At 63.6% G+C, this 25,325-nt stretch carries 19 protein-coding genes and 1 tRNA gene; 10 read left to right on the top strand and 10 right to left on the bottom strand.

The features are described from left to right. Positions 1–77 precede the first annotated feature (77 nt). Positions 78–1,766 carry a PQQ-dependent sugar dehydrogenase gene (locus DUPY_RS16630; RefSeq protein ID WP_229255399.1) on the top strand — a complete coding sequence of 563 codons (1,689 nt, stop codon included), beginning with the start codon at positions 78–80 and terminating at the stop codon, positions 1,764–1,766. Here DUPY_RS16630 and DUPY_RS16625 read toward each other — a convergent pair whose 3' ends face one another. Further along, positions 1,767–2,207, bottom strand: a complete 441-nt coding sequence (locus DUPY_RS16625) for a PACE efflux transporter (protein ID WP_070249505.1) — start codon at positions 2,205–2,207, stop codon at positions 1,767–1,769. It abuts the gene before it with no gap. Between the two features lie 93 nt (positions 2,208–2,300). Here DUPY_RS16625 and DUPY_RS16620 point away from each other — a divergent pair, with 93 nt between their 5' ends. Continuing rightward, a complete protein-coding gene (locus DUPY_RS16620) occupies positions 2,301–3,212 on the top strand; it encodes a LysR family transcriptional regulator (protein WP_070249504.1) in 912 nt (303 codons plus the stop codon). A 95-nt stretch (positions 3,213–3,307) separates the two neighbouring features. Here DUPY_RS16620 and DUPY_RS16615 read toward each other — a convergent pair whose 3' ends face one another. Further along, on the bottom strand, positions 3,308–4,606 hold the full coding sequence (locus tag DUPY_RS16615; RefSeq protein ID WP_070249503.1) for a M20/M25/M40 family metallo-hydrolase: 1,299 nt from the start codon (positions 4,604–4,606) through the stop codon (positions 3,308–3,310). Positions 4,607–4,758: 152 nt separating this feature from the next. Here DUPY_RS16615 and DUPY_RS16610 point away from each other — a divergent pair, with 152 nt between their 5' ends. Further along, on the top strand, positions 4,759–5,430 hold the full coding sequence (locus DUPY_RS16610) for a thiol:disulfide interchange protein DsbA/DsbL (protein ID WP_070249502.1): 672 nt from the start codon (positions 4,759–4,761) through the stop codon (positions 5,428–5,430). Positions 5,431–5,487: 57 nt separating this feature from the next. On the opposite strand, the gene DUPY_RS16605 is transcribed toward DUPY_RS16610, so the two are convergent. The 3 genes from DUPY_RS16605 to DUPY_RS16600 all read right to left on the bottom strand — a co-directional run bounded on the left by DUPY_RS16605 (position 5,488) and on the right by DUPY_RS16600 (position 6,997). Further along, a complete protein-coding gene (locus DUPY_RS16605; protein ID WP_070249501.1) occupies positions 5,488–6,018 on the bottom strand; it encodes a GNAT family N-acetyltransferase in 531 nt (176 codons plus the stop codon). Positions 6,019–6,054: 36 nt separating this feature from the next. Continuing rightward, complete coding sequence (locus DUPY_RS27975) at positions 6,055–6,237, bottom strand: hypothetical protein (RefSeq protein ID WP_141749579.1); 183 nt, start codon at positions 6,235–6,237, stop codon at positions 6,055–6,057. Between the two features lie 61 nt (positions 6,238–6,298). Continuing rightward, positions 6,299–6,997, bottom strand: a complete 699-nt coding sequence (locus DUPY_RS16600; RefSeq protein WP_070249500.1) for a TetR/AcrR family transcriptional regulator — start codon at positions 6,995–6,997, stop codon at positions 6,299–6,301. 131 nt (positions 6,998–7,128) lie between these two features. Here DUPY_RS16600 and DUPY_RS16595 point away from each other — a divergent pair, with 131 nt between their 5' ends. The 6 genes from DUPY_RS16595 (at position 7,129) to DUPY_RS16570 (ending at position 14,970) form a co-directional block, all read left to right on the top strand. Continuing rightward, positions 7,129–8,304 (top strand): HlyD family secretion protein, encoded by a 1,176-nt coding sequence (locus DUPY_RS16595; protein ID WP_070249499.1) that lies wholly within the window; start codon positions 7,129–7,131, stop codon positions 8,302–8,304. A gap of 11 nt (positions 8,305–8,315) precedes the next feature. Next, positions 8,316–9,941: a DHA2 family efflux MFS transporter permease subunit gene (locus DUPY_RS16590; protein WP_070249498.1), complete on the top strand. Its 1,626-nt coding sequence runs from the start codon at positions 8,316–8,318 to the stop codon at positions 9,939–9,941. A 25-nt stretch (positions 9,942–9,966) separates the two neighbouring features. After that, positions 9,967–11,439, top strand: a complete 1,473-nt coding sequence (locus DUPY_RS16585; protein WP_070249497.1) for an efflux transporter outer membrane subunit — start codon at positions 9,967–9,969, stop codon at positions 11,437–11,439. A gap of 153 nt (positions 11,440–11,592) precedes the next feature. After that, positions 11,593–13,293, top strand: a complete 1,701-nt coding sequence (locus DUPY_RS16580; RefSeq protein ID WP_070249496.1) for a dipeptidyl-peptidase 3 family protein — start codon at positions 11,593–11,595, stop codon at positions 13,291–13,293. 177 nt (positions 13,294–13,470) lie between these two features. Then, complete coding sequence (locus DUPY_RS16575; protein WP_070249589.1) at positions 13,471–14,154, top strand: hypothetical protein; 684 nt, start codon at positions 13,471–13,473, stop codon at positions 14,152–14,154. A gap of 105 nt (positions 14,155–14,259) precedes the next feature. Then, positions 14,260–14,970: a BON domain-containing protein gene (locus DUPY_RS16570; RefSeq protein ID WP_070249495.1), complete on the top strand. Its 711-nt coding sequence runs from the start codon at positions 14,260–14,262 to the stop codon at positions 14,968–14,970. Positions 14,971–15,062: 92 nt separating this feature from the next. On the opposite strand, the gene DUPY_RS16565 is transcribed toward DUPY_RS16570, so the two are convergent. After that, positions 15,063–17,723 (bottom strand): TonB-dependent receptor, encoded by a 2,661-nt coding sequence (locus DUPY_RS16565; protein ID WP_070249588.1) that lies wholly within the window; start codon positions 17,721–17,723, stop codon positions 15,063–15,065. A gap of 248 nt (positions 17,724–17,971) precedes the next feature. Here DUPY_RS16565 and DUPY_RS16560 point away from each other — a divergent pair, with 248 nt between their 5' ends. Then, a complete protein-coding gene (locus tag DUPY_RS16560) occupies positions 17,972–20,137 on the top strand; it encodes a metallophosphoesterase (protein WP_208600058.1) in 2,166 nt (721 codons plus the stop codon). Between the two features lie 48 nt (positions 20,138–20,185). On the opposite strand, the gene DUPY_RS16555 is transcribed toward DUPY_RS16560, so the two are convergent. The 4 genes from DUPY_RS16555 to tfpB form a co-directional block, all read right to left on the bottom strand. Further along, entirely contained in the window at positions 20,186–22,336 is a 2,151-nt protein-coding gene (locus DUPY_RS16555) for a dipeptidyl-peptidase 5 (RefSeq protein WP_070249494.1), read from the bottom strand. A 129-nt stretch (positions 22,337–22,465) separates the two neighbouring features. Continuing rightward, entirely contained in the window at positions 22,466–23,188 is a 723-nt protein-coding gene (locus DUPY_RS16550) for an MGMT family protein (protein WP_141749578.1), read from the bottom strand. A 76-nt stretch (positions 23,189–23,264) separates the two neighbouring features. Beyond that, a tRNA-Lys gene (locus DUPY_RS16545) sits at positions 23,265–23,340 on the bottom strand. An 85-nt stretch (positions 23,341–23,425) separates the two neighbouring features. Next, positions 23,426–25,288 (bottom strand): type IV pilus assembly ATPase TfpB, encoded by a 1,863-nt coding sequence (tfpB, locus tag DUPY_RS16540; RefSeq protein WP_229255398.1) that lies wholly within the window; start codon positions 25,286–25,288, stop codon positions 23,426–23,428. Positions 25,289–25,325: the final 37 nt, after the last annotated feature.

The raw sequence follows: 25,325 nt of genomic DNA, 5'->3' as shown, positions 1-25,325 counted from the left end.
ATGAAAGCATGGCTATCCGCACACTGAGGCCAGCCATGCACTCCGCCACCCCGCTCCGACTCCTGTCTGCCGTTGCCATGCTTGCCCTGGCGACCACCACCCAAGCCGCCCTGCTGGACGGCAAGCGTATTTTCCAGAACAACTGCGCGATGTGCCATTCCGCCGCGCCCGACATGGCCACGCTGGCCGGCCCGCCGTTGTTCAACGTGGTCGGACGCAAGGTTGCCGGTGTGCCGGGCTTTTCTTACTCGGATGCCTTGACCGCACTCGGAGCAAAAGACCGGCGCTGGAGCGCCAAAGAGCTGGAGCTGTTCCTGAAAGACCCCGCCGCTTACGCGCCTGGCACGTCGATGCCGATCGCGGTCGCCCAACCGGCCGAACGCGCGGCGCTGGTGGCGTACCTGGCCACGACCAAGGGCAAGGCTGCCGCGCCGACTGCAGCGACAGCACCTGCCGCTGCTAATGCCACCGCCAACAATGCCGCCAACAACGCCAGCAAGGAAGAACACTGGAGCGCCGACCAGCCGGGACGCATCCACGAAGTGCGCATGGCCGACCTGCCGCCGCCGTTCGCCAGTGCCAGCGCCGGCAACAACCCGAAAACCGTGCCGCGCCCGCAGGGCGTGCTGCCATCGGTGCCGGACCAGTTCGCGGTCAACCTGTGGGCGCTTGACCCCGATCGTGGCCGCGTGATGGCCAAGGCTCCGAACGGCGACATTTTCATTTCATCGACCACCAGGCGGTTGATCAAGGTATTCAGGTCGAGCACCGGCGAAACCGCCGACAAGATCAGCGTGTTCGCCGACCAGCTCGATCGGCCGTTCGGTTTCGCGTTCTGGCCGGCGGGACCGAACCCGCAGTACCTGTACGTGGCCAACGTCAATTCCATCATCCGCTTCCCGTACAGAAACGGCGACCTGGTGGCCGGCGCGCCGGCCGAGGTGGTGGTGCCCACGCTGACGGCGGAGACCGGCAGCCACTCCTCGCGCACACTGGTGTTTTCCAAAGATGACAAGACCATGTACCTGTCGATCGGCTCGGCGTCCAACGTGGCCGAGGGCATCGGCCCCACGCCACCTGAACCGCTCAAGCAGTGGGAAGCGCAGCACGGCCTGGGCGCGGCCTGGGGTTCGGAGCTGGACCGCGCGGTGGTGCTGGCGTTCGACCCTGATGGCAAGAACAAGCGCACCTTTGCTACCGGCTTGCGCAACTGCGTGGGCATGTATTTGTATCCGCGCACGGGCGACTTGCTGTGCAGCGTGAACGAGCGCGATATGCTCGGCGATAACCTGCCGCCCGATTACCTCACCCGCGTCAAGGGCGGCGCGCACTACGGCTGGCCGTGGCACTACCTCGGCAACCACGAGGAGCCGCGCCTGAAGGGCCAGCGCCCCGACCTCCAAGGAAAAGTCACGGCGCCCGACCTGCTGCTCACGGCCCACTCGGCGCCGCTGGGCATGATCATGTACGACGCACCGGCCAACGCCAAAGCCGCCTTCCCGCAGCAGTATCGGGGCGACGTGTTCCTGGCGCTGCACGGCTCCTGGAACCGCGCCACCCGCACCGGCTCGAAAGTGGTGCGGGTGTTCATGCAGGATGGCGTGCCGACCGGGAAATACCAGGACTTCATGACCGGCTTCGTCGTCAGCGACAAGGAAGTGTGGGGCCGGCCGTCGTCGGTGGTGGTGCAGGACGACGGCTCGCTGCTGGTCGATGACGACGTTACCGGCGAGATCTGGCGCGTGTCGGCCAAATACGCCAAATAATCACGCCGCTTGCGGCTGCCCGCCCTGGGCCGAGGCGGGCAGGCCGAAGATGCGGTCGAACGCCAGGCTGAACAGGAACGTGTACACCAGGAAGAACACCACGATCCACAGGTCGACGATGAACGCCTGCCACAGCGAGATCTCGAGCCACCACGCGAACAGCGGCACCAGGAACGCCACCAGGCCGCCTTCGAAGCCGATGGCGTGGGCGATGCGCCGCGCCACGCTGCGGCCTTTCTTGGTCTGGCGCGCTTCCCATGCTTCGAACATCGAATTGAAAATGAAATTCCAGATCACGGCGACCGTGGACGAGGCCACGGCCGCCACGCTGGCATGGGCGCCGCTGCTGCCGGCCAGCAGCATCAGGGTGGTGGTGGTCAGCGCCACCGCGAACAGTTCGAACAACGATACATACACAATCTTGCGCTTCAATCCCTGCATGATAGATTCCTTCAAACATCAATTGAGCGATGATAGTTGAAGTAGTCTGATAGTAAAAGTCGACAGCTATCAGTTTTTGTGACAGCATGACGCATGGCCTTTTCCAGTGATAACGTCGACCTGTTCCTTGCCGTGATCGACCACGGTTCATTTTCCGCCGCCGCGCGCGCGCTCGGCCGGGTGCCGTCGGCCGTCAGCATGGCGATCGCCAACCTCGAGGCAGAACTCGACCTGCAACTGTTCGAGCGCAATTCGCGCGCGGTGGTGCCCACCGACATGGCGCGTGCGCTGGAAGCGGAGGCGCGCCACATGGCTGGCCAGATGCGCCGGCTGCAGGCGCATGCGCTGTCGCTGCACCAGGGGCTCGAGCGCCGCTTGACGCTGGCGGTGTCGCCCGAGCTGCTGTCGGCTGCGTGGGGCGAACCGCTGGCGCGCCTGGCCGACGAATTCCCGTCGCTGGAAGTCGATGTGCTGTCGGCGCCGCAGGCCGATGCAAGGCGCATGCTGCACGACGGTACCGCGCAGCTGGCGCTGCTCTACGACCGGCCGCAGGTCGATGAGCGCGAGAGCTTCCAGGAGCTGGGCAGCGAGGTGCTGGTCGCCGTGATCTCGCCGCACCATCCGGCAGCGCGCGAGCGCAATGGCCACTTCCGGCTCGAGGACCTGGTCGATATCCGGCAGGTGGCCATCGTCAGCCGCGCCGCGTACCAGGAGGACAAGCGGGTGCTGGTGTCGCGCAAGCTGTGGCGCACCGACAGCCACCAGGCCACGCTGGGACTGGTGCAGGCGGGCATCGGCTGGGCCTTCCTGCCCCGGCGCCTGGTGGCGCCGCTGCTGGCCGATGGCGAACTGCTGGTGATCGATTTCGCCAGCATGAGCAACCAGCTGCGCCTGTGGGTGGACGTGGTGTGGGTAAACGACCGTCCGCTGGGCCTGGGCGCCAAGCGCTTGATCGCGCTGATGAAAAATATCGACGGCCTGGAAGCCCGCCCCGGGCATGTATAGGGCGACTGAAAACCTTCAGAGCAAGGCGCTGCGAGGAAGACAGTACGAGAGTACGGCGAGGAGCTGCAACGCAGCTATGGAGGTTTTCAGGCGCACTATCGGGTCAGGCGGTGGATCAGGAGGGCGCTGCGGATAGTGGCCCGTTCGATCGAGGCGATTTCCAGGTCTTCGTCCGGCGAGTGGGCGCCGTTGCCGGTCACGCCCAGGCCATCGAGGCTGTCGACCATCGAGGCCACGAACTGGATGTCGCCGGCGCCGCGCTGGCCCGGGGGCAGGGCGGGGATGGCGCCCAGGCCGGCGTCGCTGCTCGCTTGCGAATACACCTTCAGCACCGCCAGGTTGCCCGGCGTGGGCGACATTGGCGGATAGGCGTCGCGGAAGCTGATGCTGGCGCTGGTGCCCGGCAGGTTCTGGGCGACGATGGCGCGCATTTTGGCATGGGCGCGGTCGCGCTGTTCGTACGTCAGGTAGCGTAAATCTCCGTGCACCAGCGCGGTCCGGGCGATGACGTTGGTCTTGCCGGCGGCCTGGCCTTTCGTGCCCGCTTCGTCCACGCTGGCATCGGTGCCGCCGAGGATCAGTCCCGCGCTGAAGGTGAGATCCGGTTCGATCACCTGCTGGCGAAAGCCGTCGAGGATGCGCGCCGCCTCGTACACGGCGCCGTAGCCCGCCTTGTCGGTGAAGATGGTGCTCGAGTGGCCCTGCTTGCCTTTCACTTCCAGCTCCCACGACGACGACGAACGGCGGCCGATGGTGCCGGTATCCTTGCCATCCTGGTCGCGCATGGTGCCTTCGAAAGCGAGGGCGATGTCGCTGCGCTTGGCCGCTGCCACCATGTCGGCGCGCGAGGTGGCGATCGGCTCCCCGGCGCTTTCTTCGTCGCCGGTAAACATTACGGTGATGGTGGTGTTGTCGAGTGCGCCGGCGCTTTTGAGGGCGCGCAGCGCTTCGAGGATGACCACGTCGCCGCCCTTCATGTCATTGACGCCCTGGCCGCGCACGCGATCGCCGTTGCGCTGCCACAGCTGCACCGGGCTGTCCTTTTCGAACACGGTGTCGAGGTGGCCGAGCAGCAGCAGCCGTTTGCCCTGTTTGCCCTCGCGCGTGCCCACCAGGTGGCCGGCGCGGCGCATGGCTGGCGGCATGTCGATCCAGCGCGTGGCAAAGCCCAGTTGGTCGAGTTCCTGCCGATACAGCTTGCCCACCGCGCGCACGCCGTCGTGGTTCATGGTGCCGCTGTTGATGTTGACCGATTGCTCCAGCAGTTGCAGGGCCTGGGGCGAACGGGCCTTGATGGCGGCGACGATGTTCTGCTCGACGGGCGAGAGTTCGGCGGCGTGGGCACAGGACATTGCCAATGCCAGCAGGGCGGATGAGCACAGCGCTATTTTCATGGAGGTTCCGGTAGGCGTTGGACGGCGCTGAGGTAGCGTCAAAGGTAAGCAAGTGTGAGCAATTGTAGCTTAGTGTGAATTGCGGCTGCGCTGCCGCCATGGCGCGCCGGAAGCTGGTATATTCCCCCTGCAGATTTTTTTAAAGGATAACCATGCTCCGTCGTACTTTCTTGACCGCCGCTGTTACTGCCGCTGTTGCCGCCATGTTTGCCGGCACCGCTTTCGCTACGCCCACCGCGCCCAAGAGCGGCGCCGAGTACACCACGCTGAAAAACCCGCAGCCGGTCCAGGCCGAGGGCAAGAAGGTCGAAGTGATCGAGTTCTTCATGTACCACTGCCCGGCGTGCTACGCGCTGGAGCCGGCCATGCTGGACTGGGTCAAGAAGCAGGGCGACAACATCAGCTTCCGCCGCATCCACTTGCCGCTCACCGGTGAAAAAGATCCGGAAGCGCACCTGTTCCTCACCCTCGAAGCGATGAAGCTCGAGTCGCAGCTGCACGCCAAGGTGCTGCAAACCTGGCACGTGGAACGCAAGCGCCTGCAAAGCGACGACGCCAACGTCGAGTGGGCGGTCAAGAACGGTATCGACAAGGAAAAATTCCTGGCCGTGTATAACTCGTTCGCGATCAACACCCGCCTGAAAAACGCCGGCCGCGTGGCAGCTGCGTACGAAGTCAACAGCACGCCGACCATCATCGTCAACGGCCGCTACCTGACCAACCCGTCGATGGTGGACGCCGCCAACCCCGGCATCCCGCGCCAGCAACTGACCGCCGCCACGCTGCAAGTGCTCGACGCGCTGGTGGCCCAGTCGCGCAAATAATTTTCTGGCAGGTGCAAGATGGAGCCGCCCGGTGCAAGCCGGGCGGCTTTTGTTTTTTTATGAGGTGGCGTCGCCAGCAGGCGCCAGCACGCAACGCCACGCATACGCCCACCGCTGCTCGCCGCCACAGGTTTCAGCCTGCGGCGCCAGGTCGAGCCGCACGAAGCCGTGCTTTGCGACGATGCGTTGCGAGCCGGGGTTGGTGTCGGTGATCCAGGCGTCGATGGTCTGAAGGTGGTAGTCGTGGCGGGCGGCGTGGAGCAGGTGGCGCAGCGCCAGGCTGCCCAGGCCACGGCCGCCGGCATCGTGGGCGATGCGATAGCCCACTTCGCCGGTGCCGGCTACGCGGTCGATATGGCGCAGGTTGGCGCGGCCGACGATCGCACCCGCTTCATCGACCAGCACGCACGGCAGCATGGCGCCCTGGTCGTGCAGGGCCAGATATTCCGACATGTGGGCGGTAACGCCCGAAAGGGAGTAAAACGAGGGTGCGCGGGCCGCCACATGCTGCTCGAACCACGTGCGGTTGGCCAGTTCGAATGCCAGCAAGGCTGGCGCGTCGTCTGGTCGCAGGGGGCGGATGATCACGTGGTCGGCGCTTTGCGCGGACAGGCCAGGTGGCCGTTAGTTGACGGTAAAACGCGCCGGAATTTCGATACCGCCGTTGCGGGCCGCTTCGGCGTAGGCCTTCAATTCTTCGATCACGGCTTCCAGCTCTTGTTCGCCCGGATTGGCCTGGAAGCTCTTGATGCGCTCGTTCATGAGCGTTACTTGTCGGCTCCAGTCCAGTCTATTTGTTTTGCTCATATGCACTCCTTGTAAAGGATTAGTATAGATCAATTGGCAAAGTTGTACAGACCTTTGGTGTCTAAAGAACCACGCTGCGCAGGAACAGGTCGAGCCCTTGTGCGGCATGGCGGCGGATCTCGGCACTGGTCGGCGGGGCATCGGGTGGAAACAGCATGCGGCTCATGGTGTCGCCCATCAGGCAGTTCACAAAATGCACTGCCAGGAATTCGTGGGGCAGGTCGGTGCGCAGCAGTGGCTTGATGTCGGGGCGCGCAAAAAACTTACCGAGCTGCTCGCGCGACTTGCGCGGGCCGGCATCGTAAAACGTCTCGCCCAGCTCGGGCGTGGTGCGGGCCTCGGCCACCACCATGCGGTGCAGGTTGACAAAGGCCGGCTGCGACACCAGCTCCAGGAAGCGCACCGCGTAATCGCCCAGGATCGCTTCCATCGGCCGGGTGTCGGTTTCGAGGCTGGCCATGTCGGAGAAGAATCTGGCCCGGCCGCGGGTAATGGCTGCGCTGAGCAAGCCGGCCTTGCCGCCAAATTTCACATAAATCGTCCGCACCGCCACGTGGGCTTCGCGGGCGATCATTTCCAGGCTGACCTTGCTGTAACCGTTGTCCAGGAACAGCCGGGCGGCGGTATGCACCAGCGCCTGTTCGCGCGCTTCCTTGTCGGCCGCGCGTGGGCGACCGGCCGATTTGCCGAAGCAGGGATCATTGGGCGCGGCGTCCGGACAGTCGAGTGTTTCTTCGAGAACAATATTGTCTTTTTTCATGGCTATCTTTGATATCGAATGGCACCATGCTAGTCCAAACCAAAATGAAATGCAATCGTTTCATTTCTTGACTTCCAATGGAAACCGTCCAATAATGCATTCATCCCCTTTCATTATTTTCGGAGCAGTGCATGTCCAGCCCACAACAGCAAGAACAAAAAGGTCCAACCGCAGTATCAGCCCCAGCCGCCCAGGCACCCCAGGACGCGCCAGCCGCGCCGGCCAAGTCCAAGCGCAAGGTGCTGATCGTCGCCGCCATCATCGCGCTGGTGGCCATCGGCGCCGGTGGCCGCATGTGGTATCGCAGCCATAACTTCGTCGAGACCGAGAACGCCTACGTGGCCGGCCACGTGCACCCGGTATCGGCGCGCATTTCCGGCGTGGTCACCAAGGTGCTCATCGACGACAACCAGGTTGTGCGCGCCGGCGACGTGATCGCCGAACTCGATCCGTTCGACCAGGGCGTGAAGGTCGAGCAGATCCAGGCGCAGATCGCCAGCGCCGAGCAGCAGGTGCTGCAGGCCGATGCCCAGATCATGCAGGTGAAAGCCCAGGCCAGTTCGGCCACCGCGCAAGTGGCGCAATCGCAGGCGCAACTGCTGCGCGCCAGGCAGGACGCCGACCGTTTCGGCCAGCTGTATAACGACCAGATGAAAGCCGTCTCCAAGGCCGAACTCGACGCCGCCGTTGCCGGCCGCGCCAGCGCCGTGGCCGACCTGGCCGCGCGCAAGGACAATGCCGCCGCCGCCCGTGCACAGATTGCTGCCGCCGAATCGGCGCGCGACGTGCTCAAGGCGCAGGTGTCGGTGCTGCGCGTGCAACTGAAGGACGCCCAGCAGCAGCTGGCCTACAACCACATCCTGGCGCCTGTCGGTGGCCGCATCGGCAAGCGTTCGATCGAAGTGGGCCAGCGCGTGCAGCCGGGCCAGCAGCTGACCGCCATCGTGCAGGACAACGTGTGGCTGACCGCCAACTTCAAGGAAACCCAGCTGGCCGAGATGCATCCGGGCCAGGAAGTCAAAGTCACCATCGACGCCATGCCGGGCAAGGAATTGATCGGCACCGTGGAGAGCTTTGCGCCAGCGTCGGGCGCGCAGTTTGCGCTGCTGCCGGCCGATAACGCCACCGGTAACTTCACCAAGATCGTCCAGCGTGTACCGGTCAAGATCGTGTTCAAGCCGGAAGACATCAAGGCCCTCAATGGCCGCCTGGTGCCGGGCATGTCGGCCATCGCCGAAGTGGCGATTCACCAGGACGAGAACAAGTCCGAGCGCAAGGTCGCTGCCGCACCGGCCACGGTCCAGTAAGGAACGACATCATGGCCAGTTCCACATTCGATCCGCCGGCAGCCAAGGCGGCGGGGAAGGCTGCACCTGCTGCTCCACTAGCGCCGAGCGAACACGTCTCGGCCCGCACCTGGATCGCGATCGCCGCCGGCATGCTGGGCGCGTTCATGGCGGTGCTCGACATCCAGATCACCAACTCGTCGCTGAAAGACATCCTCGGTTCCCTGTCGGCCACCCAGGAAGAGGGCTCGTGGATCGCCACCGCCTACCTGGTGGCGGAGATCGTCGTCATTCCGATGACCGGCCTCTTTACACGCGTGTTCGGTACCCGTAACTACATGATCGGCACCACCGCGCTGTTCCTGCTGTTCTCGACCCTGTGCGGCTTCGCCTGGAACCTCGAGAGCATGATCATCTTCCGCATGATGCAGGGCTTCACTGGCGGCGCCCTGATTCCGATGGCGTTTACGCTGGTGATGACGCAGCTGCCGCCGTCGAAGCGCGCCACCGGCATGGCCATCTTCGGTCTGACCGCCACGCTGGCGCCGTCGATGGGCCCCACGCTCGGTGGCTATCTGTCGGAGCTGTATGGCTGGCCGTCGATCTTCTACCTGAACTGGGTGCCGGGCTTGCTGCTGATCGGCGGTATCGCCTATGGCCTGGACAAGGAAAAATTCCAGCCGTCGCTGTTGTCCGGCGCCGACTGGAGCGGCATCTTCTTCATGGCCGTGGGCCTCGGCAGCCTGACCATCTTCCTCGAAGAAGGCAACAGCAAGGACTGGTTCGATTCGTCGTTCATCATCACCTTTGCCGCGCTGGCGATCTTTGGCCTCTTGGGCTGGGTGGTCAACAGCGCCTTGAAGAAGCAGCCGTTTGTGAACCTGGCTCTCTACGGCCAGCGCAACTTCGCTGCCGCCACCGCGCTGTCGATGGCGATGGGCATGGGCTTGTACGGTTCGTCGTTCCTGCTGCCGCTGTACCTGGGCCAGATTCCCGGCTATTCGCCGATGCAGATCGGTGAAGTGATCATGTGGTCCGGCCTGCCGCAGCTGTTCATCATGCCGTTCGTGGCCAAGCTGTCGTCCAAGGTCGACAACCGCATCCTGTGCACGTTCGGCCTGCTGCTGTTTGGCGGCTCGTGCCTGATGAATGCCTACATGGACGCGACCACCGGCTATGACCAGCTGCTGCTGTCGCAGATCGTGCGCGCGCTGGGCCAGCCGTTCGTGATGCTGACGCTGTCGAACTTCGCCATGAACGGCATCCAGCCCAGGGACATGCCATCGGCCTCAAGCCTGATCAACATGACCCGCAACCTGGGCGGCTCGATCGGCATCGCCCTGCTGGCTACTGCCCTGACGTCGCGCGAGCATTTTCATTCGCAGCGCATCGGCGAATCGGTGACCAGCTTCGCGGCCGCCACGCAGGAACGTTTATCGGCGCTGACGCAATCGTTCATCGGCCAGGGTTTTGACTCGACCACGGCGTCGAACATGGCGCTCAAGGCGATCGACGGCATCGTGCGGCGCGAGTCGTTCGTGATGGCGTACAACGATGGCTTCTTCCTGGTGGCGATGGTGCTGTTTGCCTGTATCGGCGTGCTGTGGTTCTCGGACAAGGTCAAAGCCCCTTCGGGTGGCGGTGGCGGCGGGCACTAATCTAAAAATTTTGTGAGGTAATACCATGTTTCATTCAGCTTTGCAGCGCGTCGCGCTCGCTGTAGCCATTACCGCAGCGCTCTCCGGCTGCGCCACCGTCGGCACCGACTTCGGCACGCCCGAAAACGTCAAGGACGCATCGTTCCGTCACCTGCCGCAAGCCGGCACCACAGGTGTTCAACAAGCGGCGCATCTGCCGGCGCAGTGGTGGACCGTGTTCAACGATCCGGTCCTGAGCCGCCTCGAAGAGACCGCGCTGCGCGACAACCCGAGCGTGAAAGCGGCGGCGCAGCGCCTGGTGCAGGCGCAGGAGCAGGCCGGCCTGTCGCGCGCCAATCAGCGTCCGTCGGTGGGCGTGAGTGCGTCGGTGTCGAATTCGCGCACTTCGGCCGAAACCTCGCAGGGCATCGCCTTGGGCGGCCGTTCGATCAAGGGCAACAACTACGCGGTCGGCGCCAATTTCTCGTATGAGCTCGACCTGCTGGGCCGCGTGCGCCGCCTGGTGGAAGCGTCCGATGCGCAGGCGCTGGCTGCCGAAGCGGACCGCGACGGCGTGCTGCTGATGCTGTCGTCGCAACTGGCTACCGCCTACTGGCAGCTGCGCGGGCTCGATGCCGAAATGGCGATCCTCAATGGCGCGCTGGGCACCCGCCAGGAGAGCGAACAGCTGGTCACCGCGCGTTTCGACGCCGGCCTGTCGAATGAACTGGACGTCTCGCGCGCCCACATCGAGCTGGCCAATGCCAAGGCCGACCTGCACGAAGTGCAGCGCCAGCGCAACCTGGTCGAGCACCAGCTGGCCACGCTGGTGGGTGCATCGCCGTCGGCGATGCTCACTGCCGCTACCGCCACCCCGGCGGTGCTGCCGGCGCCACCGGCCATTCCCGTCGGCCTGCCGGCCAGCCTGCTGTCGCAGCGCCCTGACCTGGCCGCCAGCGTGGCGACCCTGCGCGCGGCCAATGCGCAGATCGGCGTGGCCGAAGGTGCGTTCTACCCATCGGTATCGCTGACCGGTAACTTCGGTTATGCGTCGGAAGCGCTGCGCAATATCGGCGAGAGCGGCGCGCGCCAGTTCAGTGTTGGTCCCTTGGCGCTGTCGCTGCCGATCTTCGACGGTGGCCGCAACCAGGCCAACCTGGCGATCGCCAAGTCGCGCTACGAAGAAGCGGTGGCCAACCACGAAACCAGGCTGCTGACGGCGCTGCGCGAAGTGGAAGACGCGCTGTCGGATGTGCAGGAACGCCAGTTGCAGGGCGAAGCGCAATCGGCCTCGCAAACGGCAGCCGCGCGCGGCTACCTGGTGGCGCGCGCGCGTTACGAGCGTGGTGTGTCCACTTACCTGGACGTGACCGATGCCCAGCGCAGCGCGCTGGCGGCCGACCGCGCGGCGGTACAGATCAATACCCAGCGTTTGCTGGCGACGGTGGCCGTGGCGCGGTCCCTCGGTGCTGGTTGGCAGCCCTCGGCGCAGCTGGCGGCGGTAAGCATTGCCAAGTGATCGCGTTGTCCATGGATCCCCGCGTTCGCGGGGATGACGAATCGAATGCCAGCTGCCGTATCTGGCACCATCGGTTGGTAATCCGTCATCCCCGCGCAGGCGGGGATCCCAGCCCTCGCTTACAATATCAGCCTCACTCCACCCGAGGTTCGCATGAAAAAAATCCTGCTCCCGCTGACCATGGCTTTTGCCTGCGCCAGCGCCTATTCCAGCCCGGCCACCATCGCCGACCTGAACAAGATGAGTCAGCGCTACGCGCCGGTAGCGCTCACGGCCGACACCAGCAAGCTGTCGGCCGGCGACAAGCGCGCCATCGTCAAGCTGATCGAAGCGGCCAAGATTATCGACGTGCTGCAACTGCGCCAGCGCTGGTCCGGCAACGAAGCGCTGTGGGCCGCGCTCAAGAAAGACACCACGCCGCTGGGCAAGGCGCGTCTCGATTACTTCTGGCTCAACAAGGGCCCGTGGTCGATCCTCGACGACCACCAGTCGTTCCTGCCCGCGCAAATCGGCGCCATCAAGATTCCGGCCAAAAAGCCCGAAGGCGGCAGCTTCTATCCCGACGACGCCAGCAAGGCGCAACTCGACACCTGGATGAACGCCTTGCCGGGCATCGACAAGTCGCAGGCGCAGTGGTTCTTCACGGCAATCCGTCGCAACGCCGGCGGCCAGTTCACTACCGTGCCGTACTCGGTCGAGTACAAGCCGGAACTGGAAAAGGCGGCCGCGCTGCTAAAGCAGGCCGCTGCCGCCACCGACAACGCCTCGCTGAAAAAATTTCTCGACCTGCGCGCCGACGCCTTCCTCAGCAACGACTACCTGGCGTCCGATTTTGCGTGGATGGATCTCGATGCGCCGGTGGACGTGACCATCGGCCCGTACGAGACCTATAACGACGAACTGTATGGCTACAAGGCCGCGTTCGAAGCGTATGTGAATATCCGCGACCAGAAAGAGACGCAAAAACTCGACTTCTTCGCCCAGCACATGCAGGAACTGGAAGACAGCCTGCCGATCGACGCCCAGTACCGCAACCCGAAAGTGGGCGCGATCGCGCCGATGGTGGTGGTGAACCAGGTGTACGGCGCCGGCGACGGCAATATGGGCGTGCAGACTGCCGCGTACAACCTGCCCAACGACGAGCGCATCATCAGCCAGCGCGGCTCCAAGCGCGTGATGCTCAAGAACGTGCAGGAAGCGAAATTCAAGGCCACGCTCACGCCGATCTCGAAACTGGTGCTGCGCGCCGCCGACCAGAAGGACGTCGATTTCGACTCGTTCTTCACCCACATCCTGGCGCACGAAATCACCCACGGCCTCGGTCCCCACGCCACCACCGTCGACGGCAAGGAATCGACGCCGCGCCAGGATTTGAAGGAAACCTATTCCACCATCGAGGAAGCCAAGGCCGACATCACCGGCCTGTACGTGCTCGACGTGATGATGGGCAAAGGCCAGCTGAAAAACACGCTGGGGCAGGGCGAGGCGGCCGAGCGCAAGCTGTACACGACGTTCCTCGCGTCGGCCTTCCGTACGCTGCACTTCGGGCTGACCGATTCGCACGCGCGCGGCATGGCGATCCAGGTCAACTACCTGCTCGACAAGGGCGGTTTCGTGTCGCACGGCGACGGCACCTTCTCGGTCGATTTTGCCAAGATCAAGGACGCGGTCAAGGATCTCGACCGCGAGTTTTTGATGATCGAGGCGACCGGCGATTATGCGCGGGCCAAGGAAATGATGGCCAAGTACGTGGTGATCCGTCCCGACGTGCAAAAGGCGCTCGACAAGATGAAGTCGGTGCCCAACGATATCCGTCCGCAGTTCAAGACGGCCAACAGCCTGCTGGCGAAGTAACCCCGCACTGCCACCCGGGGTCGGACCCTGTACAGAGTCCGACCCCAAGGTTTTTGGGGTTCCAGTTCCACAATCATTCAACTCTGCCTACGTAATAATTTAGTGTTGTAAGACCTTCCACAGAGCAATAAATATTACTCTCATCGTGCTACAGTTTTGATCAAGGACATCGCCACCATGATCAAGCGCACACTCATCCCTCTCCTGATGTTGTCTTGCAGCTCAGCCTTTGCCGCCGAGCTGACCTCGATGGAAACCCGCTGGCTGACGGCGGGTTTATCCGTGATCAATTACGCCAAGCAGGAGCTCCGGCTGCCCGTCGATATCACCGTGCAACCGCAGGCGCACGCCAATGACGTGCCGGTAGCGCTCGGTTACCACGACGGCCGCTGCAAGCTGGTGCTGTCCCTGCGCGGCAATGCGCATGCGGAAGACATCCTCGCCAGCGTGCCGCAAGCGCGGCGCGCCCTGATGATCGAAGCGATGTTCGCCCACGAGATCGCCCACTGCTGGCGTTACGCACAGGGCGCCTGGCACCAGACGCCTTCCGGCTTCGCCCAGGGCGGCACCCAGCCTGCGCAAACCCTGCAGCAGACCCGGCGCGAAGAGGGCTTCGCCGACCTGGTGGCGCTGGCATGGACCCAGCAGCGCCACCCGCAACATTATGCCGACGTCGCCGCGTGGATGCGGCAGGGGCGCGCCCCGGCGGCCGCTGCCACGAATGCCGCAGCGGCTGTCGATACGCACGCCACCATGGCCTGGCTGCAACTGGCGCCAACCGGCGCCGCCTTCAACAGCCGGCTGCCGTTGTTCGACCAGGCGGGCAGTCTGTGGCGCCAGGGACTTGCAAACGGGGAGTAGTTGCCAACTGGTCAGCATGTCATTTTGGTACGGTTGCGCACAGAGAAAACGGCAGCCGCGCGGTTTAATGTGTCCGTCAACCACCACAACACAGAGGGACATATCATGAACAAGCTGCTCTTCCTGGTACTGGCTAGCGCCACCAGCATGACTTTCGCTGCTACCCCAAAAACTGATACCGTCGCCTACAAGGCCGCCACCGATCGCGCCGAAGCCAGCTACAAAACCGCCAAGTCCGCTTGCAATACGCAATCGGGCAACGCCAAGGACATCTGCGAAGAACAAGCCAAGCTCGATCAAAAGCAGGCTGAGCTTGACGCCACCACCAAATTCAAGAACGACAAGAACTCGCTGGAAAAAGCCCGCATCGCCGTGGCCGACGCCCGCTATGAACTGGACGAAGAAAAGTGCGACGCCATGACCGGCGCCAACAAGGACAGCTGCAAGAGCACCGCCAAGATGCAGCAAACCGCTGCCATCAACGATGCCAAGGCTGGCAAGCAATCGGCTGACATCGCCCAGACCGGCATCAATTGCAACAACATGACCGGCACCGACAAGGCCAGCTGCGAAGCCCGCTCGAAAACCGAGCTGGCCAAGGACGCTGTTGCCGATTCCGTGATCACCACCAAGATCAAGACCGAACTGATGGCCGAGCCATCGCTCAAGTCGCTGGACGTCAAAGTGGAAACCAACAACGGTAAAGTGTCGCTGAGCGGCTTCGTGCCATCGCAAGCTGAAGCCGACAAGGCTGCCACCGTGGCGCGTAGCGTCAAGGGCGTGCACGACGTGCAAAACTCTTTGCGCGTGAAATAATTCGCAGTGTAATGCGCAGAATGCGCTGAAACGAGGGCCGGTCTTACCGGCCCTTTTTTTCGCCTGTCAGCATTATGACGAGCGTGGGCCGGTTAGTAACTGAGGCCCGCACGCACACCGAACATGCGCGGCTCGATGAACCAGGCCGTCATGTAGCCGCCGTTGGCCGAATCGCCGGCTACCTTGGCGTGGCGGTCGGTCAGGTTGCGCACATACGCTTCGAAGTGCCATTTGCGCTCCGGCGTATCGATGCGCACTTGCGCGTCCACCGTGGTGTACGGCTTCTGGTACAGGCCCACGTGATCCATGTCCAGGTTGTTGATGGTGAAGTAGGACTTGGCGCGCCAGTTGGCCTTGACGTACGGCGAGATCGTGTAGCCACTGTCGAGGTTGAAGTACTGCGAGTAGTTCAGGCTCAGCGTGACCGGTGGCGTGTTCGGCAGGTGGTTGCCGTTGATGTTGTACAGCCGCTTGCCGGCGTAGCGCGGATCGGTGCTGGTGCTCGGTTCCGGGCAAGGTTGCACGCCAATTTCGCTGCGGGCGAAGCAGTTGTAACTGTCTTCGTTGAGCTGCATGTCGTGGATGCTGGTATTGATCAACGCCATATTGCCGCCGATTTTGATGGTGCTGGTCGGCTTGTAGGTCCACTCCACTTCCAGGCCCGGGATATCGACCTTGCCCAGGTTGACCGTATGCCAGGCGCTGTAGATATTGCAGGTGGGGTTGTTGATCGGGCAGGGCAGGCCGTCGTCAGTCATCATGGTGCCCACCGCGTAGTTGCCGGTCTGCTGCATGTCCTTGTAGCGCATGTAGAAGGCGGTTACCGCCAGCGTGGCGCGGTTGTCGAGGAAGCGGCCCTTGTAACCCAACTCGAAGTTGATCAGGCTCTCCGGACCATACGGCAGGTACGTGACCTGGCCGCGCGTGCCGTCGGCGCAGCGCTTGTAGCCGCAGGTATCGTTCTTGTCGCCGAAGCCGCCAGCCTTGTAGCCGGTCGATACCGACGCGTACGTCATCTGCGACGGCGAGATGTCCCACGTCGCGCCCAGGCGCCAGGTAATCTTGCGCCAGCTTTGTTCGTTCTCGTTGGTCGATGGCGCACCATAGCGGGCATAGGCCGCCGTACCGCCGGTCGAACCCATGGCGTCGGTGAGATTGGTGCTCTCGATGTGCGGCAGGTAGCCCGGTGTGCCCGGTGTGCCGCGATTGAACAGGCCGTTGTAATAGAAGCCGCTGGTGGCGCTGTCCCAGCTGCCGTACACGTCGCCGTTGGTCGATTGGGTGTCCTTGCTGTAGCGCGCGCCCGCGGTGAGCGTGAGGCTCGGCATGGCGCGCCAGTCGGCTTGCAGGAAGGCGGCGCGCGCCTTGATCTGCTGGTTCTTCTGGTTGTAGAACACCGAGACCGGATCGCCGTACGGGTTCTGGAAGTTGAAGAAGTTTTCGAACTTGAGGCGATTGTGTTCGTTCATCGAGAACAGGCCGCCCACGTACTGCACATTGCCGATGCGCTGCTTGAGCTGGGCCTCGTGCACGGTGGACCAATAGTGCGCATCCTGGGTGCGGCTATGCCAGTCGTTGAGCGGGTTGGTGCCCCACGAACCGCCGGCCGGCAGCGGCAGCGTATTGAGGCCCTGGGTTTGCCACGGCTGCGAGTACGACATGCCACGGTCGCCGTCTTCCAGGCGGTCGGTGGTCATCAGGGAGCCGGCGAAGTTGTAGTCGAACTCGGTGTTGTCGTTGAGCTTCCAGTTGATCCCGCTGCGCATGGTTTTCATGGTCATGTCCACGCTGCCCGGCACGTTCACGTTGAGGTCCCACTTGCCGCCGCCGGTACCCACCTGGATGGTGTTGCAGTCGTATTTTGTGCCGGCCGAGGCGTCGCAGTCGCGGAACGACGAACCTCCGGCGCCGGAATCCTGGTACTGCTCGTAGGCCGCGTGCAAGGTCACGTCCTCATTCACCTTCAGGCGCGCGCCCAGGCGGGCCGCCCATTCCTTCTGGTTGGTGTAGTAGTCGCTTTTATCGACCTTGCGGTTGTTGCGCTGGTCGACATCGGGAATGCCGTTCGGTACCCAGCCCTGGGCCGGGAAGTTGGCTTCGGTGGTATCCGACGTCTGGTTGGCGTAGCCATCGCGCAGCACCTTCATGAACGTGGCGCGCAGCGCCAGCGAGTCGTTGACGGCGATGTTCTGGATCACGTTGAGCTGGCGCTTCTTGTAGTTGCCCAGGTCGATCTGCGCCTTGCCGTAGTTGCCGGAAAAGTCGGGCTTGGCGGTGATGATGTTGATGCTGCCGGCGGTCGAGTTGCGGCCGAACAGCGTGCCTTGCGGGCCGCGCAGCACCTCCACCTGTTCGAGGTCGAACATCAATGCCTGCGCACCTTGTGGACGCGGCGAGTACATGCCATCAACGTGGTAGCCCACCGACGGGCTGCTGATCTCGGACGTGTCGTTGGAGGTCACGCCACGGATGGTGATCTGCACCGCGCCGTTGAGGTTGGGATTCATCACCACGTTGGGGATGTCGCCGGAGAGGTCGGAGATGCTGGTCACGCCCTGCTTGTCCAGGTAGTCCTGGTTGAAGGCCGATACCGCCACCGGGGTTTTCAGCAGCGAGGTGGAATAGCGGGTGGCGCTGACCACCACCTCTTCGACTTTGCCGCTGTCCTTGGGCGCTTCCTGCGCCAGGGCGGTTGCAGTCCAGGCGCCGGCCACCGCCAGGCATACGAGGGTTTTTCGCGTTGCGAAGGTCATGTTGTCTCCATCATTGTTGTCGTTGTGGTTGTTATCGCTGCGGGCGGGACTCTGGCGGTCCTGCTGGTTCACAGTGCTTTTTCAGTATTGCATCGTGAAAATGCGACGGTCAAACGACGATGGATTTTCTGTAGCAGTTTAATATCGTTGACTAAACAAGCGCTTGTTGCTGGCAGCGCCCGCTTGTCTTCAAGCTGTCATTTTTGGATGTGACAATGCTGCTCCATAACTAACAGTATGGAGCGAGCATGAACCCGAAGTTTCCCGCCAAGCTGTGGTCGGCATCGTTGCTGGCGGCTCTGCTGGCCGCCTGCGGCAGCGACAGCAGCGACAACATCAACAACATCAGCGACAGCAAACCGGCCACGCCACCGGTGGCGGCAGACCCGGCGCTGCCCAGCGTCGCCTTCATGAGCGACGTGCACTTCGAGAACGTCTATGGCGATCTGAAAAGCACCAGGTTTGCCGGCATTCCCACCAAGGATGGCCGCAACGCCACCATTCGCACCATGTATGCGGAACTGACGTCCACCCGCCTGTTCAACGAAAACTACTTCGCCTTCCGCGCCGCGCTCGACGACGCGTATGCCAGGAACGTCCGCCTGGTCGGCCTGCCGGGCGACATCTCCGACGACGCCCAGCCGATCAACATCGACGGCATCACCGACATCCTCAAGGAATACCAGGCCAAGGGCATGCGCTTCTTTATCGCCCCCGGCAACCACGATCCGAACGAGCCGTATGATGACGACGAGGCGGGCAAGAACGACTTCCTCACCAAGGACGGCAAGGAGCAGAAGGTGTACGCCACCGGCGCAGCCGCCTGCAAGGCCGGCGACAGCACGGTGGTGTGCACCAATGCGATGGTGGAGCAGGGCTACGAGAAGCTGCTGGCCAAGCTGGGCGACTTCGGCTACATGCCGAACAAGGGCGACGTGCATTGGGAAACCCCGTTTACGGCCTACGCCGACGGCAAGTACACGTACGAGGCAGCGCAGGCCGCCAGCGACGTGGTCAGGCGCCAGTTCGAGATCTGCACCGAGGGCGAGGGCGGCAAGTACAAGGTGGCCGGCAAGACGTACACCAACTGCACCAGCATCGTCGACGCTTCCTACCTGGTGGAACCGGTCAAGGGCTTGTGGCTGCTGTCGCTCGACGTCAATGTCCACGTGCCAAATGCCAAGTTTGACCCGGCCAATCCAAAGTCCTTCAAGGGCTTTGACAACGCCGGCGACGCCGGCTGGAACAAGATGCTGACTCATAAAATCCACCAGATGGAGTGGATCACGTCGGTGATGGCGCGCGCCAAGGCGCAGGGCAAGCAGGTGATCTCGTTCTCGCACTATCCGACCATGGACTTTTACGCCAACCAGACCGACGCCATGAAGGCCGTGTTCAAGCCGGGCGCATTCCAGGTCACGCGCATGCCTGCCGCCGCCACCACCGGCGCTGTGGCCAGCACCGGGCTGCGCCTGCACATGGGCGGCCACATGCACTTCAACGGCACCAACGACTACCAGGACAGTACCGGCAATTACCTGGTCAACGTGCAGTCGCCGTCGCTGGCCGTGTTCGGAGCGGCCTACAAGATTGTCACCGTGCTCGACCAGGATAAGGTAGACGTGCAGACCGTGGGCCTGGACGTGGTCAAGGGTTACAACGAACTGTTCCCCTACTACCAGGTGGAATACGACTACCTGCAGGGCAGCACCGCCACGGCCGACGTGGCCAAGCGCTGGAACCGCAGCATCCTCGACAGCAAGTCCTACGGTGAATTCACCCGCACCTATTTCGGCGAACTGTCGCGCCTGCGCTTCATGAACGATTACTGGCCGTGCGAGATGAAGGAGGCGGCCATGGCGCTCGACGCGCGCCAGATGCTGATCCTCTCGCAGCTGCAAACCAAGGTCACGCTGGCGCAACTGAAGGACAATGCCGGCGTGCTGCCGCTCACCGCCAGCTGCGCCGCCAAGGGTACGCCGTCGGGCACCGTGGTGGCAGCGAGCCAGCTGACGGCCGACTGGGCCGACGCCACCGCCAGGGCCGACAAGCTGGCCACGGCAGCCGGACTGAAACTGGACGACTTCGCCAAGATCTCGGCCTACGAGTTCTACGGCGACTTCCATCGCACCGTGTACGCGGGCGAGCTGGCGTTGCGCGACATGGGGGCGCAGCGGGTGGCGCAGTACAAGGTGCTGATGGGGGCATTCCCCGCATCGCCGGCGGCGATCGTCAAGATCGGCGACCTGCCGTCGGACCAGAACCCGGTCAACGTGCTGTTCCAGAACCAGTTCAAGCAGGTGTTCGCGATCCTGAAGGGACTCGGTTCGGCCAAGCCGAGCGACCGCTTCACAATTGACTTCAAGGCCAAGACGCTGACCAACGCCAATGCGGGTGGCCTGAGCTTCAACTGATGGATGGCACACACCAGGGCGCTCCGCAGCGGGGCGCCGCCAGCCGGCTTACTTGAGATACTTCGCCAGCCAGCCGTGTACTTCGTTGTAGAAGTAGCGGCTGTTTTCGCCTTTCAGGATCCAGTGGTTTTCCTCCGGGAAGACCAGCAGCTTGCTCGGTACGTTGAGGCGCTGCTGGGTGGCGAAGTTCATCAGCGCGTTATTGGCCGGCACCCGGTAATCGAGCTCGCCCACCGAGATCAGGATCGGGGTGGTAAAGCCCGTGCCCTTGGCGTGATTACCGCCCTGCATCACCGGGCTCTGGTCGCGCCACACGGGCAGGTTTTCCCACACCGGTCCGCCGCTGTTGACTTCGCGCCCGTAGATGCTGTCGCTGGTGCCCCACTGCATGATCAGGTCCATTTCGCCCGCGTGCGAGACGATCGCCTTGTAGCGCGTGGTGGTGGCCTGCAGCCAGTTGGCCAGGTGGCCGCCGTAGCTGGCGCCGCCGGCGGCGAGCTTGCTGCCGTCGATGTAGCTGTACTTTTTGACCGCTTCGTCCACTGCCTCGTTCAGTTCCTCGGCCGGACCTTTTAATGGATCGCCCTGGATCGCGCGCGCGAATTCTTCGCCGTAGCCGGTCGAACCCTTGTAGTCGGTGAGCAGCACCACGTAGCCCGGCTTGGCCAGCAGGTGGTAATTCCAGCGCAGCACGAACTGGTCGCGCCACATATTGGCCGCGCCGCCGTGGATCACCGAGAACAGGGGATATTTTTTGGTCGGGTCGAAGTTGGCCGGCTTGATGATCATGTTGTGGATCATGCGGCCGTCGCTGGCCTTGAACCAGAAGTGCTCGGGCGCCTGCCAGTCGATGGCAGCTGCCCGCTCGACGTTGAATGACGTCAGGCGCTTGGGTTGGCCCCCAGGCGTGCCGGTGAACGAATACACCTCCGGCGGATTGATGGCCGACTCCCATACGCCCACCACGGCCTTGCCGCCAGCGTTGAACGATCCGATGGCGCCGGTGGCAGGAGAACTCTCCGCGCGCAGGTCGCTGCCGTCATATTTGATCGAATGCAGCTGCTCGAGGCCCGCGTGCTCGTAGCTGAACACGATGCGGTTGGCGCCATCGGGCAGGGCGAAGCGCGAGATCGAGCGGTCGAGCGAAGCGGTCAGAATTTTCGGTACCGGGTTGGTCACCGGCCAGGCCAGGCTGGCCAGGCGGGTGACGTCGTACACCTTGCCCGGTGCTTCCTCTTCGGTCAGCGCAAACAGGGTCTTGCCGTCGCGGCTGAACTTGAGCGCCTTGTATCTGTGCTTGTCCTGGGTGAGTTGCTGCACTTCGCCGCCCGCTGCCGGCAGCGCGAAGATTTGCGTGTAGCCCGGCGCGCGCGCCGCTTCGTCGCGGTTGGTCGAGGCGGTAAACACGATGGTCTTGCCGTCTTCGGACCAGACGGCGTCGAGCGACTGGCCGTCGTCGCCCTGGCCGCCGCCAAAGCCTGGCAGCTCGGCCAGTTTGGTGCCTGCCAGTACATCGCGTGGAGGTGGCATACCCGCGCCGACGGCGGCATCCATCACGAACAGGCGCACCTTTTTATCGTCGAGCCACTTGTCGAAGAAGCGCGGCGGGAAGCTCTCGTAGGCACGCACGTTGTACTTGCGGTCCTTGCGTTCCCTGGCGATGCGCTTGTTGTCTTCTTCGCTGGCCGCACCGGGGAAGACGTCGCTGACGAACAGCAGCTGTTTGCCATCGGGGCTGAACCTGGGCGTGCGCGCACCGAGCGTGAGGGTGGTCAGGCGCTGGGCCTCGCCGCCGCCAGCGATGTCGATGCGGTAGATCTGGCTGGTGTCGTCGCCGTCGCGCTTGGCGGTAAATACCAGCTGGCGGCTGTCGGGCGACCAGTTGACGGCGCCTTCGCCGCCCTTGCTGAAGGTCAGGCGCCGTGGCGCGCTGTCGTCATTGAGCGACTTGATCCACAGGTCTGACCATTGCTCCTTGCTGTCGTAGGCCGGATCGGTGACGGAAAATACCGCCCACTTGCCGTCCGGGCTGACGGTCGGCGCACCCACGCGCTTCATCAGCCACACGTCTTCGTGGGTGATGGCGCGCTTGGCGTGCGTGGCTGCCGGTGCTTCCGGGGCTGCATGGGCGGCGTGGGCGGCGCCGGAAAGTGCGGTGGCAAGGGCAAAGGCAAGAACGGAAAGACGCGGTAAGGTCATGAAAACAGTCGCCCAAAAGAAGTTAAAAGGCGATAGTGACCAATACTGTCGGGGCTGTCAATCGGCCCGGTCTGGGCGCAGTTGTCGGTAACGGGCGGGGTGCGCTGGCTGGTATCGTAACGGCCAGTTTCAGCCCCGCCAGAGAAAACGCTCGAGATCGACCGCGCCATCGGACGGTACGCCTTCGGCTGCCAGCATGCTGGCCTGCTGCGGCAGCGCCGCCAGCAACTGCCCGCGTGCGTTGACGATGCGGTGCAGCGGCAGTCCGGCGTCCAGGTTGCGTTTGATGTAGCCGGGCAGGGCGCGCACGAAGCTGTCATCGACGCCGATGGCCATGGTGACATCGCGGTAACGTACCACGCGACCTTCAGGAATGGTCGCAATAAAGTCACGGAACTTTTGCTGCACCGATGCCGGCAGCGGTGGGTAGCGCCCCGGTATCAGCGAGACCGCATCGCCCGTGTGCAGCGTGCCGCCATGGACTACCACGCCCAGGATGCCGCGCCGCCCGACCATGGCCGCCAGGTTGCCGACCAGCGGCGCGATGCGCTGGCACGGTTCGCAGTACATGGTCAGGCGGATTTCGACGTCACCGCTGACGATGGCGCTGCCGGGGCAGAAATCTTCGGGCGCGGCGCCTTCGATCACCAGGTTTTCGTACAGCGCGCCCGGCGCCAGTCCCAGCGCGTCGAGTTCGGATGTCAGCGTGACCAGCACCTGGCGCGGGCTGAGCCTGTGGGCGTGGACGTCGCCATCGATGCCCAGGCCTGCGGTCAGCGCGATGGCGTTTTGCGCCACGACAGGCTGGTGGCGGGCGGGCTTGTCAAACAGGTGGGTGAGCGTGGTGGGCATGATGGCTGTGCGCGAATACAAAAAAAGGCTACGCGCATAGTGCGGGTAACCTTGATCTGATGCTGCTTGAATTCGGTGGTAGGCCGTGCGGGATTCGAACCTGCGACCAACGGATTAAAAGTCCGCTGCTCTACCAGCTGAGCTAACGACCCCCGAAAGAGGCCGTATTATATACAGCTCGGCGGTTGCTGCCAAGGTGTTTTTTGATGGCGTTTTCGCGAGGCGCTTGCTCGGCGCTCAGGTTCCATGGATTCCCGCCTTCGCGGGAATGACGGATTTGATGGCGGCGGTATTTTCCGGCTGGACGGATTTGACGGCGGCAGCATTGTTCGACTGGTTGGTCAACGCCGCCGTCGCCTTCAGCACCTCGTCCGCTGTCGTCACGCCTTCGGCGATCTTGAGCGCGCCGGCGATGCGCAGCGGTTTCATGCCGTCGGCGATGGCCTGGCGGCGCAGCGCGTGGACGTCGGTTGCCGCGCGTATCTGTTCGCCGAATGGCTCGCTCACCGTCAGCAGTTCGTACAGGCCGGTGCGGCCGCGGTAGCCGGTCTGCCGGCACTCGGCGCAGCCCACCGCACGATAAATGGCGGCCGGCTTGGGCATATTCCAGGCGCCGCCGAGGCTGTGCCACAGGTCGTCGGCCAGTTCGCCGTCTGGCGCCTTGCAGTGGTCGCACAGCGTGCGCACCAGGCGCTGCGCCATGATGCCGATCAGCGTGGCCTCCAGCAGGTAGTAGGGCACGCCCAGCTCCAGCAGCCGCATCACCGCCGACGGCGCGTCGTTGGTGTGCAGGGTGGAGAGCACCAGGTGGCCGGTAAGCGCGGCCTGGATCGCCATTTCGGCCGTGGCCAGGTCGCGGATCTCGCCGACCATGATGATGTCCGGGTCTTGCCGCATCAGCGCGCGCACGCCGTCGGCAAAGGTCAGGTCGATGGCCGGGTGCACCTGCATCTGGTTGAAGGCCGGCTCCACCATCTCGATCGGGTCTTCCACCGTGCACACGTTGACCTCCGGCGTGGCCAGCGCCTTGAGCGTGGTGTACAGGGTGGTGGTCTTGCCCGAGCCGGTGGGGCCGGTCACCAGGATGATGCCGTGCGGGCGGCGCGTGAGGCTGTCCCAGCGCGCGGCGTCGTCCACCGGGAAGCCCAGTTCCGGCAGGGTTTTGACCACCACGTCGGGATCGAAAATACGCATCACCAGTTTTTCGCCGAAGGCGGTGGGCAGCGTGGACAGGCGCAGTTCCACTTCCTGGCCGCCGGCAGTGCGGGTCTTGATGCGGCCGTCCTGCGGGCGGCGTTTTTCGATCACGTCCATGCGGCCCAGAAGCTTGATGCGCGCGGTCATGGCGATCATCACCACCGCCGGCACCTGGTACACCTGGTGCAGCACGCCGTCGATGCGGAAGCGGATCGAGGCCATGTCGCGCTTGGGTTCGAGGTGGATGTCGGAGGCGCGCTGCTCGAACGCGTATTGCCACAGCCAGTCGACGATGTTGATCACGTGTTGGTCGTTGGCATCGACCTGCTTGCTGGCCTTGCCCAGCTCGACCAGTTGCTCGAAGTTATTGCGCAGCGCCAGTTCGTTGCTGTTGCTCTTGTTGGCCTTCTTGATCGACTTGGCCAGGCTGAAGAACTGCGTGGTGTACTGGGCGATGTCGAGCGGATTGGCGATCACGCGGCGGATCGCGCGGCGCGACAGGCGCGCGATTTCCGCTTCCCACTCGGTGGCGTTGGGATCGCAGGTGGCCACCACCAGCGTGTCCGGCGTCAGTTCCACCGGCAGGATGTGAAAGCGCGCCGCGTAGCTGGCCGACATCACGTCGGCCACCTTCGTAAAATCGATCTTGAGCGGGTCGATGCGGATAAACGGCAGCTGGTGGCGCTGCGCCATCCACTCGCACAGGGCGTCGAGCGTGAGCAGCTTGTGCGGCGGCTGGGCCGACAGCAGCTTGCCGTGGGCCACCGCGCACAGCGGGTGCATCGGGCTGTTCTTCATGATGGCCTGGCTGTGGGCGTACAGCGTATTGATCTCGCTCTTGCGCACCATGTTGTCGGCCAGCAGCCAGTTATAAATGTCTTGCAGATCGAGCGGTGCGGCCATGCGTAGCTCCCACTGGCTAGGCGCCGGACCGTTCCGG

It is taken from the genome of Duganella phyllosphaerae (genome assembly GCF_001758785.1).
Lineage (GTDB): Bacteria > Pseudomonadota > Gammaproteobacteria > Burkholderiales > Burkholderiaceae_D > Rugamonas > Rugamonas phyllosphaerae.
The sequence above is the reverse complement of the archived record's forward strand: the minus strand, read 5'-3'. Positions and strand labels throughout refer to the sequence as shown.